Source organism: Pedococcus dokdonensis (assembly GCF_900104525.1).
Classification (GTDB): domain Bacteria; phylum Actinomycetota; class Actinomycetes; order Actinomycetales; family Dermatophilaceae; genus Pedococcus; species Pedococcus dokdonensis.
The window spans coordinates 2,246,086-2,259,402 of the sequence record NZ_LT629711.1 but is presented as its reverse complement, the minus strand read 5'-3'; the positions used below and the strand labels follow the sequence as shown (position 1 = coordinate 2,259,402).

At 73.3% G+C, this 13,317-nt stretch carries 13 protein-coding genes and 1 pseudogene; 7 read left to right on the top strand and 7 right to left on the bottom strand.

Annotated elements, in window-relative coordinates:
* Nucleotides 1-52 precede the first annotated feature (52 nt).
* Entirely contained in the window at nt 53-1,369 is a 1,317-nt protein-coding gene (locus tag BLQ34_RS10580) for a Mur ligase family protein (RefSeq protein WP_231961038.1), read from the top strand.
* Nucleotides 1,366-2,175, top strand: a complete 810-nt coding sequence (locus tag BLQ34_RS10575; protein ID WP_091785038.1) for a type 1 glutamine amidotransferase — start codon at nt 1,366-1,368, stop codon at nt 2,173-2,175. The genes BLQ34_RS10580 and BLQ34_RS10575 overlap by 4 nt, the downstream gene beginning before the upstream one ends.
* On the opposite strand, the gene BLQ34_RS10570 is transcribed toward BLQ34_RS10575, so the two are convergent.
* The 4 genes from BLQ34_RS10570 to BLQ34_RS10555 form a co-directional block, all read right to left on the bottom strand.
* Complete coding sequence (locus BLQ34_RS10570; protein WP_091785035.1) at nt 2,165-3,574, bottom strand: HNH endonuclease; 1,410 nt, start codon at nt 3,572-3,574, stop codon at nt 2,165-2,167. The genes BLQ34_RS10575 and BLQ34_RS10570 overlap by 11 nt on opposite strands.
* A gap of 163 nt (nt 3,575-3,737) precedes the next feature.
* Nucleotides 3,738-4,166, bottom strand: coding sequence for a hypothetical protein (locus BLQ34_RS10565; RefSeq protein ID WP_091785032.1), 429 nt, complete (start codon nt 4,164-4,166; stop codon nt 3,738-3,740).
* Nucleotides 4,159-5,268, bottom strand: a complete 1,110-nt coding sequence (locus tag BLQ34_RS10560) for a lysylphosphatidylglycerol synthase transmembrane domain-containing protein (protein ID WP_231961037.1) — start codon at nt 5,266-5,268, stop codon at nt 4,159-4,161. The genes BLQ34_RS10565 and BLQ34_RS10560 overlap by 8 nt, the downstream gene beginning before the upstream one ends.
* Nucleotides 5,265-6,086: a PIG-L deacetylase family protein gene (locus BLQ34_RS10555; RefSeq protein WP_091785030.1), complete on the bottom strand. Its 822-nt coding sequence runs from the start codon at nt 6,084-6,086 to the stop codon at nt 5,265-5,267. Before BLQ34_RS10555 ends, BLQ34_RS10560 begins: the two co-directional genes overlap by 4 nt.
* A gap of 35 nt (nt 6,087-6,121) precedes the next feature.
* Between BLQ34_RS10555 and BLQ34_RS19320 the strand changes: the two are divergent.
* From BLQ34_RS19320 to BLQ34_RS10545, 3 genes and pseudogenes are all read left to right on the top strand, one after another.
* Nucleotides 6,122-6,553 (top strand): annotated as a pseudogene (locus tag BLQ34_RS19320) (glycosyltransferase); the annotation flags it as partial.
* A 74-nt stretch (nt 6,554-6,627) separates the two neighbouring features.
* The gene (locus tag BLQ34_RS19315) at nt 6,628-7,248 is read left to right on the top strand and encodes a glycosyltransferase family 4 protein (RefSeq protein WP_231961036.1); all 621 of its coding nucleotides are present in this window, start codon (nt 6,628-6,630) and stop codon (nt 7,246-7,248) included.
* Nucleotides 7,245-7,958: an NUDIX hydrolase gene (locus tag BLQ34_RS10545; protein WP_231961035.1), complete on the top strand. Its 714-nt coding sequence runs from the start codon at nt 7,245-7,247 to the stop codon at nt 7,956-7,958. Before BLQ34_RS19315 ends, BLQ34_RS10545 begins: the two co-directional genes overlap by 4 nt.
* Nucleotides 7,959-7,997: 39 nt before the next feature.
* On the opposite strand, the gene BLQ34_RS10540 is transcribed toward BLQ34_RS10545, so the two are convergent.
* Nucleotides 7,998-8,486, bottom strand: a complete 489-nt coding sequence (locus BLQ34_RS10540) for a hypothetical protein (RefSeq protein ID WP_157692991.1) — start codon at nt 8,484-8,486, stop codon at nt 7,998-8,000.
* 5 nt (nt 8,487-8,491) lie between these two features.
* Nucleotides 8,492-9,979 (bottom strand): PspC domain-containing protein, encoded by a 1,488-nt coding sequence (locus tag BLQ34_RS10535; RefSeq protein ID WP_172829389.1) that lies wholly within the window; start codon nt 9,977-9,979, stop codon nt 8,492-8,494.
* Between the two features lie 125 nt (nt 9,980-10,104).
* Here BLQ34_RS10535 and BLQ34_RS10530 point away from each other — a divergent pair, with 125 nt between their 5' ends.
* Both BLQ34_RS10530 and BLQ34_RS10525 read left to right on the top strand, forming a co-directional pair.
* Nucleotides 10,105-11,493, top strand: coding sequence for an ATP-binding protein (locus tag BLQ34_RS10530; protein WP_091789805.1), 1,389 nt, complete (start codon nt 10,105-10,107; stop codon nt 11,491-11,493).
* Nucleotides 11,480-12,160, top strand: a complete 681-nt coding sequence (locus BLQ34_RS10525) for a LuxR C-terminal-related transcriptional regulator (RefSeq protein WP_269457284.1) — start codon at nt 11,480-11,482, stop codon at nt 12,158-12,160. The genes BLQ34_RS10530 and BLQ34_RS10525 overlap by 14 nt, the downstream gene beginning before the upstream one ends.
* 7 nt (nt 12,161-12,167) lie before the next feature.
* On the opposite strand, the gene BLQ34_RS10520 is transcribed toward BLQ34_RS10525, so the two are convergent.
* Complete coding sequence (locus BLQ34_RS10520; RefSeq protein ID WP_091785021.1) at nt 12,168-13,316, bottom strand: DNA polymerase IV; 1,149 nt, start codon at nt 13,314-13,316, stop codon at nt 12,168-12,170.
* Between the last annotated feature and the right edge of the window lies 1 nt (nt 13,317).

Genomic DNA, 13,317 nt, shown 5'->3' with positions numbered 1-13,317 from the left:
ACCGTCCGGCCCGCGACCGGGCCGCGACCTCGGACGCACTAGGGTTTGGGGCGTGCTGAGGACGACGGCGGCAGTGGTCGCAGGCAAGGCGGCGCGGGCAGCCTCGCGGCTGCGGGGTGGCGGTTCCGCCCTGCCGGGCCTGGTGGCCGAGCGGATCGACCCGGGCTTCCTTGCCCACGCCCTGGCCGACGTGCCCGGCGGGATCGTCGTCGTCAGCGGCACCAACGGCAAGACCACCACGACGAAGATGCTCGTCGCCGTCCTGCGGGCCCACCGCCGCACCGTCTTCACCAACCCGACCGGCTCCAACTTCACCCGCGGTGTCATCTCCTCGATGCTCGGCGAGCTGCCGGTCCGTGGACGGCTGACGGCCGACCTCGCCGTCCTCGAGCTCGACGAGGCCCACGCCCTCAAGTTCGCCGCGGCCGTGAAGCCCACGCACGCCTTGCTGCTCAACGTCGCCCGTGACCAGCTCGACCGGTTCGCCGAGATCGACCACACCGCCAAGCTGCTTGCGAGCCTGGCCGAGCAGACCACGAGCGGGGTGGTGCTCAACCTCGACGACTCGTTCGTCTCGCGGATCCGTGACCGGGTCGCGCAGGGGGTGGCGATCCGCTACTTCGGGGTCGACGCGTCGATCGCCGACCGGCTACCCGAGCTGCAGGAGCAGGACGTGCGGTTCGAGGACGACTTCGTGCCACCGGTCGCTGGCCCGGACGACGGGCTGCTCAAGCCGAGCGACGAGCGCACCTTCGAGGTGCTGTTCGGTGATGGTGGGACGGGTTCCGGCACGGTCGGACCGCTCGAGCTCCAGCAGCGTGGCCTGGCGGCCATGATCAACGCCACCGCGGCGACGGCGACCGCTCGGATGCTGCTCGGCGACGCCTTCGACCCGGCGGCGACCGCCGCCGCCCTGCGCGCGGTCACGCCGCCGTTCGGGCGTGGCGAGGTCGTCATGGTCGACGGCCAGCCGCTCGAGCTCGTCCTGGTGAAGAACCCGGCCGGCTTCACCGTGGCCCTGGGCACCTACGGATCGACGCCGGTCGCGACGATGATCGCGATCAACGACAACTACGCCGACGGCCGCGACGTCTCCTGGCTCTACGACGTCAGCTTCGACAGCCTCCGCGACCGGGGCGTCACGACCACCAGCGGGGTCCGCGGCTACGACATGGCGTTGCGGCTGCAGTACGACGACGTGCCGGTCGGCGGGGTCGAGCCCGACCTCGACACCGCACTCGACGCGTTCCTCGCGCAGCACCCCGAGGAACCCAAGCGGATCTTCTGCACCTACACCGCGATGATGGCGCTGCGGCGCACCCTGGCCGCGCGCTACGACCTGCCCGACATCGGCGAGGAGGCGTCATGAGCCAGCCCGGCGGCCTACCCGACGTCGCGATCCCCGGCGAGCCCGAGGGGTCGGCGCGCGTCCCCGACGCCGACCGCGCCGGGAAGGGCGTCATCCACGTGGTGCACCTCTACCCGCGCGAGATGAGCATCTACGGTGACCTCGGAAACACCCGCACCCTCGCCGCGCGGATCCGGCGGCACGGCTACAGCCCGGTCGTCCACCAGCACCACCCGGGCGGTGAGTTCCCGGAGCAGGCGCACCTCGTCGTCGGCGGTGGCGGCCAAGACTCCGGACAGGTGCGCGTCGAGGCCGACCTTGAGCAGATCGCCGCCCGGCTGCGGGCCCTCGCCGAGGGTGGCACGCCGATGCTGATGATCTGCGGGATGTACCAGCTGCTCGGCAACGCCTTCATCACCGTCGACGGCAAGCGGCTCCCCGGGCTCGGCATCCTCGATGTCACGACGCAGGGGAACGCCAAGCGGATGATCGGGCCGGTCGTGCTCTCGACCGACTTCGGTGACGTCGTGGGCTACGAGAACCACAGCGGGTCGACCACGCTCGGCGCCGGACAGGCGCCGTTCGGGCGGGTGCGGTCCGGGTTCGGCAACAACGGCACCGACGGCACCGAGGGCGCACGGACCGGCAACGTGTTCGGGTCCTACCTGCACGGCCCGATCCTCCCCGCCAACCCGGTCTTCGCCGACGCCCTCATCGCGCTCGCGGCGGAGCAGGCGACGGGGCGGCCGTTCGAACCCGTCCCGCAGGACGACGGCATCGCCGACGAGGCTCGCCAGCGGCAGGTCCGGCGTCTGGTCAAGCGCTGAGCAGCAGCGCCTCGAAGAGTCTCTCCAGCGGGCTGGTCGCCGCTCTCGCGCGGACCCGTGCCGGCAGCACTGGCGGGGCTGTCGAGTCGTAGCTGTGCCCGGTGGGTGTCGTGGTGCGGACGGTGTGCGCCGGTCCGGCCCGCACCGTCCTGGCCCGCCAGCCCGGCGCCTCCTTGGCGTAGTTGCAGGCCTCGCACAGCCCCTGCCCGTTCGCCGTGGTGGTGGAGCCACCGGCGCGGGTCGCGATCACGTGGTCGAGGTGTCTGATCGGTGCGTCGCACCACGGGGTGCGGCAGCGCTGGTCGCGCAGCAGGATGAATCGCCGCGCCGCGCCGGTGAACAGTCGACCGGGTGCGCCGTCCGCGGGGGCGGGCTCGCCCGACCCGCGAGTCCGGGCTGGCTGGTTGGGCTGCTCGGGCAGGGCTCGGCGCCGGGCCGAGACGTGCGCGAGGTCCACGCCGTCGGTGGTCGCGATGACCTCGCGCAGGGTCGCCCGTGCGCCCGCCTGCCGGGCACTGGCCAGCAGGTCGAGGGTGGTCTGCGCCGGCAGCACCTGGTCGCCCAGCCGCGCGGGCTCGTCACCCCCTGCTGCGGGGAGCACCAGCTGGACCTCGATCGGGACCGCCTCCGCGGTCGCCTGGCCGGTGACCCGCTCGACCAGGGTGTCGGCCATCAGCTGGCTGCGCCCGCGATCGTCACCGCCGGCCCGGGCCGACGCGGCGGCCGTCTCCAGCGCGGCGAGGACCGCGACTCCCTGGGCGACGGGAAGCAGCGCCGTGAGGTGGGTCATCGTGTCGGGAGCCGGCCGCAGGCTGACCCGACGCTCGCTGTGAGCGCGGCGGGCCCGCTGCGCCATCGCCGCCGCGTCGAGCTGGCTCGCGAGTGCCCTGGCCCTGGCCTCCACCTGACGGTCTCCCAGCCCCGGCAGCTCGGTGGCCAGGGCCTCGTCGACCGCGCCGCGGTCCTCGGGGCTGAGACAGGCGGTCTCGCGACAGACGATGGTGGCCCGCCACTCGCTGACCGACCCCGCCGCGAGGTGCTCCATCGTGTGCGGTAGCTCGCGGACCAACGCCTCGGCGAGCCCGAGGTGCCGGGAGCCACGAGCCGGGGAGTCCCTGCGCGCCAACGCGACCTGCGCCGCGATCCCGCGACCACGCTCGCCGCGCGGCACGCCTGCGACGGCCTGCGTCTCGCGCTGGGACGCGGCGAAGGCCACGGTCGCACGTGCCTGAGCGCCCGCTGCGGCTGCCTTGATCGACTCCAACAGACCGATCTGCTCGACCCGCTCGGCGTCGTCGACGTCCGGGTCGAGGAGCGGCAGCAGGGCCAGGAAGCAGTGCAGGTCGTCGGTGGTCAGCACCGAGGCCACGCCCCGCCGGTCCCGCCCCGCTGTCCTCATCACGTCCCCCAACGCAGTCCCCGACCCTCTTCCCAAGCCGGTGAAGTCATCCTGGCAGCAGGGTCTGACAGTGCCCCGCCACCCGGCGGTGCTCACCGTCGACGACGCGGACGCCTCCTACGACAGGGCCGTCCTGGCCGGCGCCACGCCGCACCCGGCCTCCTCAGGCGAAGCCGTTGCCCGCGTCGAGCCGCCGCTGGAGCAAGGCGTCGAGCGCGATGGACTCGCCGTCCCGCGCTCCCTCGCCGACCTGCAGCGGTGGCGGGCTCGGTGTCAGGGTGACGCCGCGCCAGCGACCCCACCGCTCCGGTGACACCACCAGGGGGTGGTAGCCGCCGTCGACGTCCACCCCCACGGACAGGTCCGGACGCAGGAACCACCCCTGGAGACCGGTGCGGTAGCGGCCGCGACCCGAGTAGGGGCGGGCGGTCAGCTCGGTGGTCGCGATCCCCGCTGCGACGGCGTCGCGAACGAACTGGTCGACGAGCACCTGGGCCTTCGCCGACTCGCGCTCACGGCGCTTGCGATCCGCCTCGACGTGGTAGGCCGCGCGCTCGGCTCGCTCCGACTTCTCGCGTTCCGCGTCACTCATCGGCAGGCTCCTGGTCCGTCGCGGTCTCCTCGGCAGGTGCCTTCTTGGGACTGACCGACCAAGCCGCCCAGCCCAGGGCACCGAGCGGGACCTCCATGAAGTGGGTGAAGAGTGAGAAGAGGACGACGGTTGCGCCGGCCTCGGCACTGCCTGCGCCCCAACCGACCAGGGCCACCGTGGTGGCTGCCTCGGTGACGCCGAGACCGCCCGGGGTCACCCCGACCGCCGTCAGCAGCCGGCCGATCGCATAGGCCGCGAAGAGCTGGCCGTAGGGGAGGTCGACGCCGGTGGTGTGCGCGCAGAGCAGGAAAAGCAGGTAGTAGACGCCGAAGAAGCCGACCAGACCGAGGGTCATGCTGAGCCAGCCGCTCCGGACGACGTCGTTGATCCTGGCCCGCAGGTCGACCACCAGCGAGCGCACGCTCATGCTGCGTCGCTTCCAGAGCCGGCCGATGACCTTGTCGAGGCCCTGCCCGATCGCGATGGCAGCTCGTTCGGACGCCAGGATCGACACGAACACGGCGAGGATCACCGACCCGCTCAGTGCGCCGGCGACGGCCAGGTCCTCGAGCTTGGTGGGGACGTCCTGGTCGTTGCCGGCCAGCAGACCCAGGATCGCCAGCACCGGCAAGGCGATTCGCGCGAGCACGTTCCACACGCCGGTGACGATCGCGGACGTCGAGATGTCGCGTCGCGAGAAACCCCAGGAGCGGCAGATCGTGTAGGTCGCGGCCAACCCGGCGGCCCCACCGCCGGGGAGCAGGTTGCCCACCGACGAGCCGGCCACGTTGACGATCAGTGCCTGCCAGTGCCGCAGCCCGCGCATCGACCCGGTGAGGGTGAAGGTGTAGCAGTAGAGCCCGACCACCACGCCGCCCAGCAGCAGCAGTGCGGTGCCGACCGGCACGCGCGAGAGCACCCGCCAGATCTCCGACCACGTGGTGTCCGCGAAGTGCGGCACGCCCCAGGCCAGCAGGAACGCCGCGAGCCCCAGCCCCAGCGCCCCCTGGATGACCGTGCGCAGCCGCGACCGGGGTGGGCGGGTGCCGGCCCCGTCCGAACCCACCTCGGTGGTCCCGTCGGTCGACTCGATGCTGCTCACGACAGCCCCTCGAACACGTCGTGCGACATCGGCGCCCCGGCCGGTCGCTGCCTGTCGACGAACCACTCGCGCCCGAAGACCAGGTCGAACAACGGTCGCGGGATGCGCAGGAACGCCGCCAGGGTGCGGTCCGCGCCGTCGTCTGCACTCGCCTGCGAGGCGTGCGCGCGCATCGCAGCCCGCTTCGCGGCGGCATACCGGCGCACGTCGATCCGGTGGGTGATCTCGGAGCGGGCGCTGAACGCCCGCCCGAACGCGGCCCGGTCGAACTCGGGCGGGAACCGGTAGACCTTGGCGGCCAGGTCGACCGCCCGGGCGATCGTGTCGCGCGGCACCGTGGCCTCCAGGACACGAGGCGTCCCCGCGAGGTATGCCGCCCGGGCACCCACCTCGTGCACGCGGACGTGGTCGCGGTGCCCGTAACCACCGTTGCGGTCGTAGCTGAGGAGCACGTCGGCGTCCTCCTCGCGGAGCACGTCGGCGAGCCGCTGGGCGGCCTCGGCGAGGGGAGCGCGCACGAACCGGACCCGATCCGGCGGGTCGGGGTGGAGCTCGGGACCCAGGCCGCTGTCGGCGTAGCCGAGGTAGACGACCCGCGCGACCCCCAGCGCGGAGGCCGAACGGCGCAGCTCCTCGAGCCGTCGGGCGCCCAGGCGGCCGTCGCCCCGGAAGTCGTCCGACGCCAGCCCGAGGTCGCCGTCCGTGGCCACCACCACGACGACCCGGTGACCCTCGGCGGCCGCGCGCGCGAGGGTGCCCGACGTGAGCAGCGCCTCGTCGTCGGGGTGGGCGTGGAACGCCACCAGGGTGTGGGTCATCACGAGCCATCCTGTCGCATGGCAGGCTCTTGCCTGTGAAGGTGGCGCTGCTGACGGACTGTTACCTGCCCAGGTTGGGCGGGATCGAGGTCCAGACGCACGACCTCGCGGCCCAGCTGCAGGCGCGGGGTCACGAGGTCGAGGTCTTCACCGCCACGCAGGGGGAGCGCGGCGAGCGGCACGGTTTCGTCGAGGACGTCGACGGCGTGCCGGTGCACCGGATGGCGATCCGGCTGCCGTGGGAGCTGCCGGTGAACCCGCTTGCGCCACCCGAGGTGCGTCGGCGCCTCGCGGCAGGTGGTTTCGACGTGGCGCACGTGCACATGGGGGTGGTCAGCCCGTTCGCCACGGACATGGCGCGGGTCGCCCTGGGGCTCGGCCTGCCGACCGCGATCACCTGGCACTGCCTCATGGAGCGGTCGCAGCCGGTGTTCCGCGCGCTCGGCCACGCCCGCCGCTGGGGGCGCACGGCGCCGCGCTCTCGGCCGTCTCGGGGGTGGCGGCGGCGTCGGTGCAGGGAGTGGTCGGCCGCGGTACTGAGGTGCGGGTCTTCCCCAACGGCATCGACACCGGGCTGTGGCGACCACCAGCCCGCCTCTCGCGTGATCCTGGCGCTCCCGCGGAGGTGGTGGCCGCGATGCGCTTCGCCGCGCGCAAGCGGCCGCTGGCCGTCCTCGAGGTCGCAGCTCGGGCCCGCGACCGGCTCGGCGGGGACCGGCCGATGCGGTTGACGCTCTTCGGTGAGGGACCGGAGCGCGGGCGGCTCGAGCGGTTCGCCGAGCGGCACGCCATGTCCGACTGGGTGTCGATGCCGGGTCGGGTCGGGCGCGACGAGCTACGAGCCCGCTACTGGGACAGCGACATCTACCTCACGCCGGCGCGGCTCGAGGCGTTCGGGATCGCAGCGCTCGAGGCCCGGACCGCGGGACTGCCGGTGGTCGCACGGCTCGACACCGGTGTGGGCGACTTCGTGGTCGACGGCGTCAACGGACTGCTCGGTGCCGACGACGACGCGCTGGCCGTCGGGCTCGCGAAGCTGGTCGGTGACTCGGCACTGCGCGCCGGCATCGCCACGCACAACCGCGAGGTCGCCCCGGCACAGGACTGGCCGGCCGTCGCCGCACTGGCCGAGGACGAGTATCGCCGGGCAGGCGCCACGTGACCGAACCCGTTGCGTCGCAAGGAGATCCGATCATCGTCCGCGCCGACGCCGCGCCGGGGCGCCCGGTGGTCGAGTTCGTCCTCGCCCATGGCGACGACCCGGTGCGGGAGCTGGCCCGGCTCGGCTGGTCACGCCCGCACCTCGACGACGCACGCCGACAGGCCGACGGTGCCCTGGTCCTGCACTACACGGTGGCCCCGTCGTCCGCCGTGGTGCCGGCGGCCTCGGCGGTCCCCACGGACCCCGGACTGGTGCTCGCACCCGGGGAGGAGGCGAGCCCCTACCAGCGCACCGCGGCATACGGCGTCGTCACGAGCTCGCGGGGAGTGCTGCTCACCGAGCTGTCGGAGCTGACCTCCGCACCCGGGCGTTGGACCCTCCCGGGGGGTGGGCTGGATCCCGGCGAGGAACCGGTGGCCGGGCTGCACCGCGAGGTGTGGGAGGAGAGCGGTCAGCAGATCGAGTCGGTCCGACTCCTGGAGGCGCAGACCTCGCACTGGATCGGGCGGGCGCCCAGCGGCCGGCTGGAGGACTTCCACGCCGTGCGCATCGTGTATGCCGCCCGCTGCCCGGCGCCCTCGGACCCTGTGGTGCACGACGTCGGCGGATCGACCGCCAGTGTCCGGTGGGTGCCGCGCGACCAGCTCGACCGCGTGCACCTGAGCCGCTCCTTCGCCCCCCACATGCGCCGCTGGCTCGCCGCCCACTGACCCCACCCCGACAGGCGTGAGGTCAGTGGCGGGGTGAGGTCAGGGGGTCCTGGCGCCGCGACGCGAGGAGAGCAGGCCGACCAGCCCGAAGAGCACCAGCACGGCGCCGGTCACGACGATCCCGACCGGGCCGACGTCGCCCCAGTCCACGCTGAGGTCGCCGAGCTCCTGCCCGAGAATGATGCCGGCCACGACCATGCACACCAGGCCCAGCACGATCGCCGGTGCGTGCGGCCCCGTGGGACGCTCAGGGAGCGGCGTGGCCGGGTGCTCGTGCGATCCGTGTGCCGTGCCGACGGGCTCGGTGCGCTCGTCGCCGACGACCGGGTTGCCGAACAGGTCGCGGGGGGTGGCGGGCTCGTCGACCGCGATGGCGCGGGTGGCCTCCGTGGTGTCGAGCTGCTCGGTGCGCTCGGTGGTGTCGAGCTGCTCGGTCCGGTCGGTGTGCACGGTCTGCTCCAGCTGGGTGGTGTCGTCGGTGGTCGAGGTGTCGAAGGTCGGGTCGTCGTGGGCGTCGTTCTTGGTCATGGCGATCACCCCTTGCCGATCAGGATCTGGCCGAGGCCGACGTGGGCGTCGATCACGACATCCGGTGTGCCGGTGCCGAAGGTCTCGACGGTGCTGATGTTGCGACCGTCATGGCCGTCGAGCTGGACCGGGTCGCCGTCGCCGTCCACCCCGGGAGGGGCGATCGGCCCGAGGTCGGGGGAGCCCATCCGGGAGATGTCGCCGGCGCCGACCGAGCTGCGCACCTCGACGGTGAGGTTGTCGGGGATGTAGATCCGCAGCTCGCCGATGCCCACCCGGGCCTCGATCTCACGAGCAGTGCCCGGGTTGTCGGGGGTGCTGGCGAGGTCGAGCTCGGCCGATCCGATGCTGAGCCGGTAGCGCTCCGACGTGTCGGTGGCCGACGGACGCCAGGTGCGCTCACCGATGCCACCACCGAACGTCACGTCCGGCACGACCGACGCGGTCCAGGTGACCAGGGCCAGCACGACCGCCAGGAACCCGGTGAACCCGGCGCGACGGCCCAGGAGGCCGAGGACGAGGGTGCCGAGGCCGAGGACCCCGAGGGCCGCTGCGAGGGCGACCGTCTCGTCGCTGCCCGCCCAATTGTTCGCGTCGTGGAGGGAGAGCGTCGCGCCGTAGGCGGCGAGGGCCAGACCGCCCACGAGCAGGGTGGCCACGAATCCGCCACTGCGGCGGCGCGGTGCCCGTGGCGGCTTCGGGGGACGCGGTCGCGGGGCGACCGGGGCGGGCGGCGGGCCGTAGACCCCGCCGGGCGGGGTGGCCACGGGAGCCGGGGCTCCGGGGGCGTAGGTGGTGGTGGACACGGTGGGCGTCTCCTGCGTCGGGGAGTCGGTCGACTCGGGTACGGGGCTCGTCACGGTGGGCGAGCTGGCTGCTGTGGGCGTGCCGGGCGCGGCGGCATACGTCGCCGGTGCGGCGGACCAAGCGGACGGCCCGGCATAGGGCGCGGCATAGGGCGCGGACGGTGGCGTGTAGGACGCCGGGGGAGGGCCGTAGGCGGGCTGGCCAGGGGGCTTGTGACCACGGTTGCGCGTCACGAGCCACACCACCAGACCCACGGGGACGAGCACCCACCAGACCCAGCCGATGCCCCAGTTGTCACCGGCGAGGCCGGTGCCGCCCGCGAGCGAGAGGCCGATGACGACCAGCAGGATGATGCCGAGCACGTCACCGTCGCGCAGCGCCTTCTCGGCGATGATCTCCTCGCGGTTGTTGGGCAGGAACGCCCACGCGATGAGGTAGACGGTGATGCCGACACCTCCGAGGACGACCAACAGCACCAGGACCGCGCGGATCACGATCGGGTCGACGCCGAGGCGCTGGGCGATGCCGGAGCACACGCCGGCGAGCCACTTGTCGTCGCCGTCCCGGCGCAGGTCCACGGAGCGGATCCAGCCGAAGAAGCGGTCGAGCCCATTGGTGTGGCCCGGCTGGCTCCCGGGGCGGGTCTGGTTGGTCGGGCCTGCGGTCGGCCCAGGGTTCTGCGTCATGTCATCCATGGTGTCGTCGGGACCGCACTGCTGCCATGAGGGTCGACCCTGAACCGACCCTGAAGGGGGCCGGAACCACCCTGAATGCGTTCGGCATCTCCCGGATCGTGCGTCAGGATGAGGGCATGCCGACTCCCTACGAGCGGCCCGTCCCCCCAGCGGAGGCGAGGGCCGCAGAACGCCGCGCCGCGCGTCCGCAGCTCACCCGCCCCGCCGAGGGCAAGGTGATCGCGGGGGTCGCCATCGGCCTCGCCCGCCACCTGCGTTGGCCGGTCCGCTGGATCCGGTTGGCCTTCGTGCTGCTGTCGATCCCGACCGGTGCCGGCCTGGTCGCCTACATCTTCCTCTGGGCGCTGACGCCCCAGTCGCGCGGCGGGGTGGTCGGTGCGGGTCGCCGCGCGGTCGACCCCGCGGACGCGGACGCCCTCGCCACGGCTGGTGGTGCACCCGAACCGGTGACCGCACCGGCCGAGCGCGACGCGACACGGGTGCTGCTCGTGGGTGGGCTGCTGTTGGGCATCGGCCTCATCGTCGTGGCGCAGAATGCCGGGCTCAACGCGCGCCTCGGCATCCTGGTTCCGCTGCTCGTGGTCGCCGCCGGAGCCGTGCTCGCGTGGTCCCAGCTCGACGACTCGCAGCGTGGTCGCTGGCTCGGGTCCGAGACCGGCACCCGGCGTTTCAGTGTCGCGAGGCTCGCCTTCGGCGGGATCCTGGCGCTCACCGGGCTGGTCATCATGGCCACCCGCGGGCGCTCGCTCGCCGCGATCTGGGACATCGGTGCCGCGGTGCTCGCGGTGCTCGCGGGCGTCGCACTGATCGCGGCGCCCTGGGCGCTGCGCCTGTGGTCCGACCTGCGGCACGAGCAGGCCGAGCGGGCCCGCGCCACGGAGCGCGCCGACATCGCCGCGCACCTGCACGACTCGGTCCTGCAGACCCTGGCCCTGATCCAGCGCAAGGCCGGCGACCCCGGCGCCGTCACCCAGCTGGCCCGGGCCCAGGAGCGCGAGCTGCGCTCGTGGCTGTATGCCGGTCCGGCCGACTCCGACGCCACCCTCGCCACCGCGGTGGTCGAGGCCGCGCACGAGGTGGAGGACCTGCACGGCACCCCGATCGAGGTGGTCTCCACCGGCGACCGGCCGCTCGACGACGGGGGCCAGGCCCTGGTCCGGGCGGTGCGCGAGTCGCTGCTCAACGCGGTGCGCCACGGCGCGCCCCCGGTGTCGGTCTACCTCGAGGTGGGCCCGCAGGGGGTCGAGGCATTCGTGCGTGACCACGGTCCCGGGTTCGAGCTGGGCGACATCCCCGAGGACCGCCTGGGCGTGAAGCAGTCGATCCTCGGCCGGATGGAGCGGCACGGTGGCACTGCCCGGGTGCGTCGGCTCGAGAACGGCACCGAGGTCAGCCTCGGCCTGCCGCCCGACCTGCGCCCGCCCCAGCCCGCGGCCGACCCCGACCCGTCAGCGACTGCCCCGCCCGCCCAGCCCGCCCCCGAGGAGACCCGTGAACACGCCTGAGAAGAAGCCCGTCGAAGTCGTGCTCGTCGATGACCACCGGATGTTCCGGTCGGGCGTGCGGGCCGAGCTCGGGGGAGCGGTGTCGATCGTGGGGGAGGCCCCCGACGTCGACACGGCGATCGCCGTGATCCGCGACGTCAGGCCGCCGGTCGTCCTGCTCGACGTCCACCTGCCGGGGGGCAACGGCAACGGTGGCATCGACGTGATCCACGGCTGCAAGGGCCTGGAGACCGCGGACGGCCAGCCGGTCCGGTTCCTGGCGCTCTCGGTCTCCGACGCGGCCGAGGACGTCATCGCCGTGATCCGGGCCGGCGCCCGGGGCTACGTCACCAAGACGATCAGCGCCACCGACCTGACCCGCGCGATCCAGCGGGTGGCCGACGGCGACGCCGTGTTCTCGCCACGACTGGCCGGGTTCGTGCTCGACGCGTTCGGGGCGGCCGCGGGCGAGGTCGCGCAGGTCGACGAGGAGCTCGACCGGCTCTCGGCCCGGGAGCGCGAGGTGATGCGACTGATCGCCCGCGGCTACCAGTACAAGGAGGTCGCCAAGGAGCTGTTCATCTCGGTCAAGACCGTCGAGACCCACGTCTCGTCGGTGCTGCGCAAGCTGCAGCTGTCGTCGCGGCACGAGCTGACCGCCTGGGCGATGGGCCGCCGCCTCCTCTGACGCCGCCCTACGGGGTGACGTCCTCGGTGCCGCCACCGGTGCCGGCCGACCGCGCGCTCGGGCCACCCCGACCGCTGGTGCGGGGGTCCACGTACCCGCCTTCGGGTGGCACCATCTCGGCCCGGACCCCGAGCAGCCGGATCGGCCGGTCGTCGGCGAGCCCGGTGAGCAGGTCGAGCGCGGTCGTCGCGATCACCTGGGGGTCGAAGGTCGGCTCACCCAGCTTGCGCACCCGGTTGGTGGTGAAGAACGGCGCGAACCGCACCTTGAGGAAGACCCGCTGGCAGGCCCGCCCCTCACGGCGGAGGTCCTCCACCACCTGGCCCGCGAGCGACCGGATCGCCTCGGCCACCTCGTCGGGCTCGACGAGGTTGGTCTGGTAGGTCGTCTCGCGGCCGTGCGCCCGCGCGATCCATGGCGTGTCGTCGACCGTCGCGGAGCTGACCCCGCGCCCGAGCCGGCCGTAGTGCGGACCCATCGACGGGCCGAACTCCGCCACCAGCGTGGCTTCGTCGGCGGACGCCAGGTCGCGGACCGTCTGGTAGCCGTGCGAGGCCAGCCGCTGCGAGATCTTCGACCCGACTCCCCACAACGCGATCGTCGGCCGGTCGCCCATCACCTCGAACCAGTTGTCGCGGGTGAGCACGTAGACCCCGCGCGGCTTGCCGAAGTCGGTGGCGATCTTGGCCCGCACCTTGGTGTCGCCGACCCCGACGGAGCAGTGCAGGTCGGTCGCCTCGAGGACCGCCGCCCGAATCGACTGCGCGTAGGCCACCGGATCGGACGTCGTCACCCCCACGAACGCCTCGTCCCACCCGAGCACCTCGACGACCGCACCCGGCATACCTCGCAGGGTCTCCATGACCCGCGCGGAGGCCGCTTCGTAGGCGGGCGCGTCGACCGGGAGGAACACCGCCTCGGGGCACCGGCGCACGGCGACCTTGAGCGGCATACCGGACCGGACCCCGAACTCGCGCGCCTCGTAGGACGCGGTCGACACCACCGCGCGCTCGGTCGGGTCGCCGCGTCCACCCACCACCAGCGGCACCCCGGCCAGCTCGGGGTGGCGCAGGATCTCGACGGCGGCGATGAACTGGTCCATGTCGACGTGCAGCACCCACGGCACAGCGGCATGGGCGGGGCTCGCGGAAGCCATG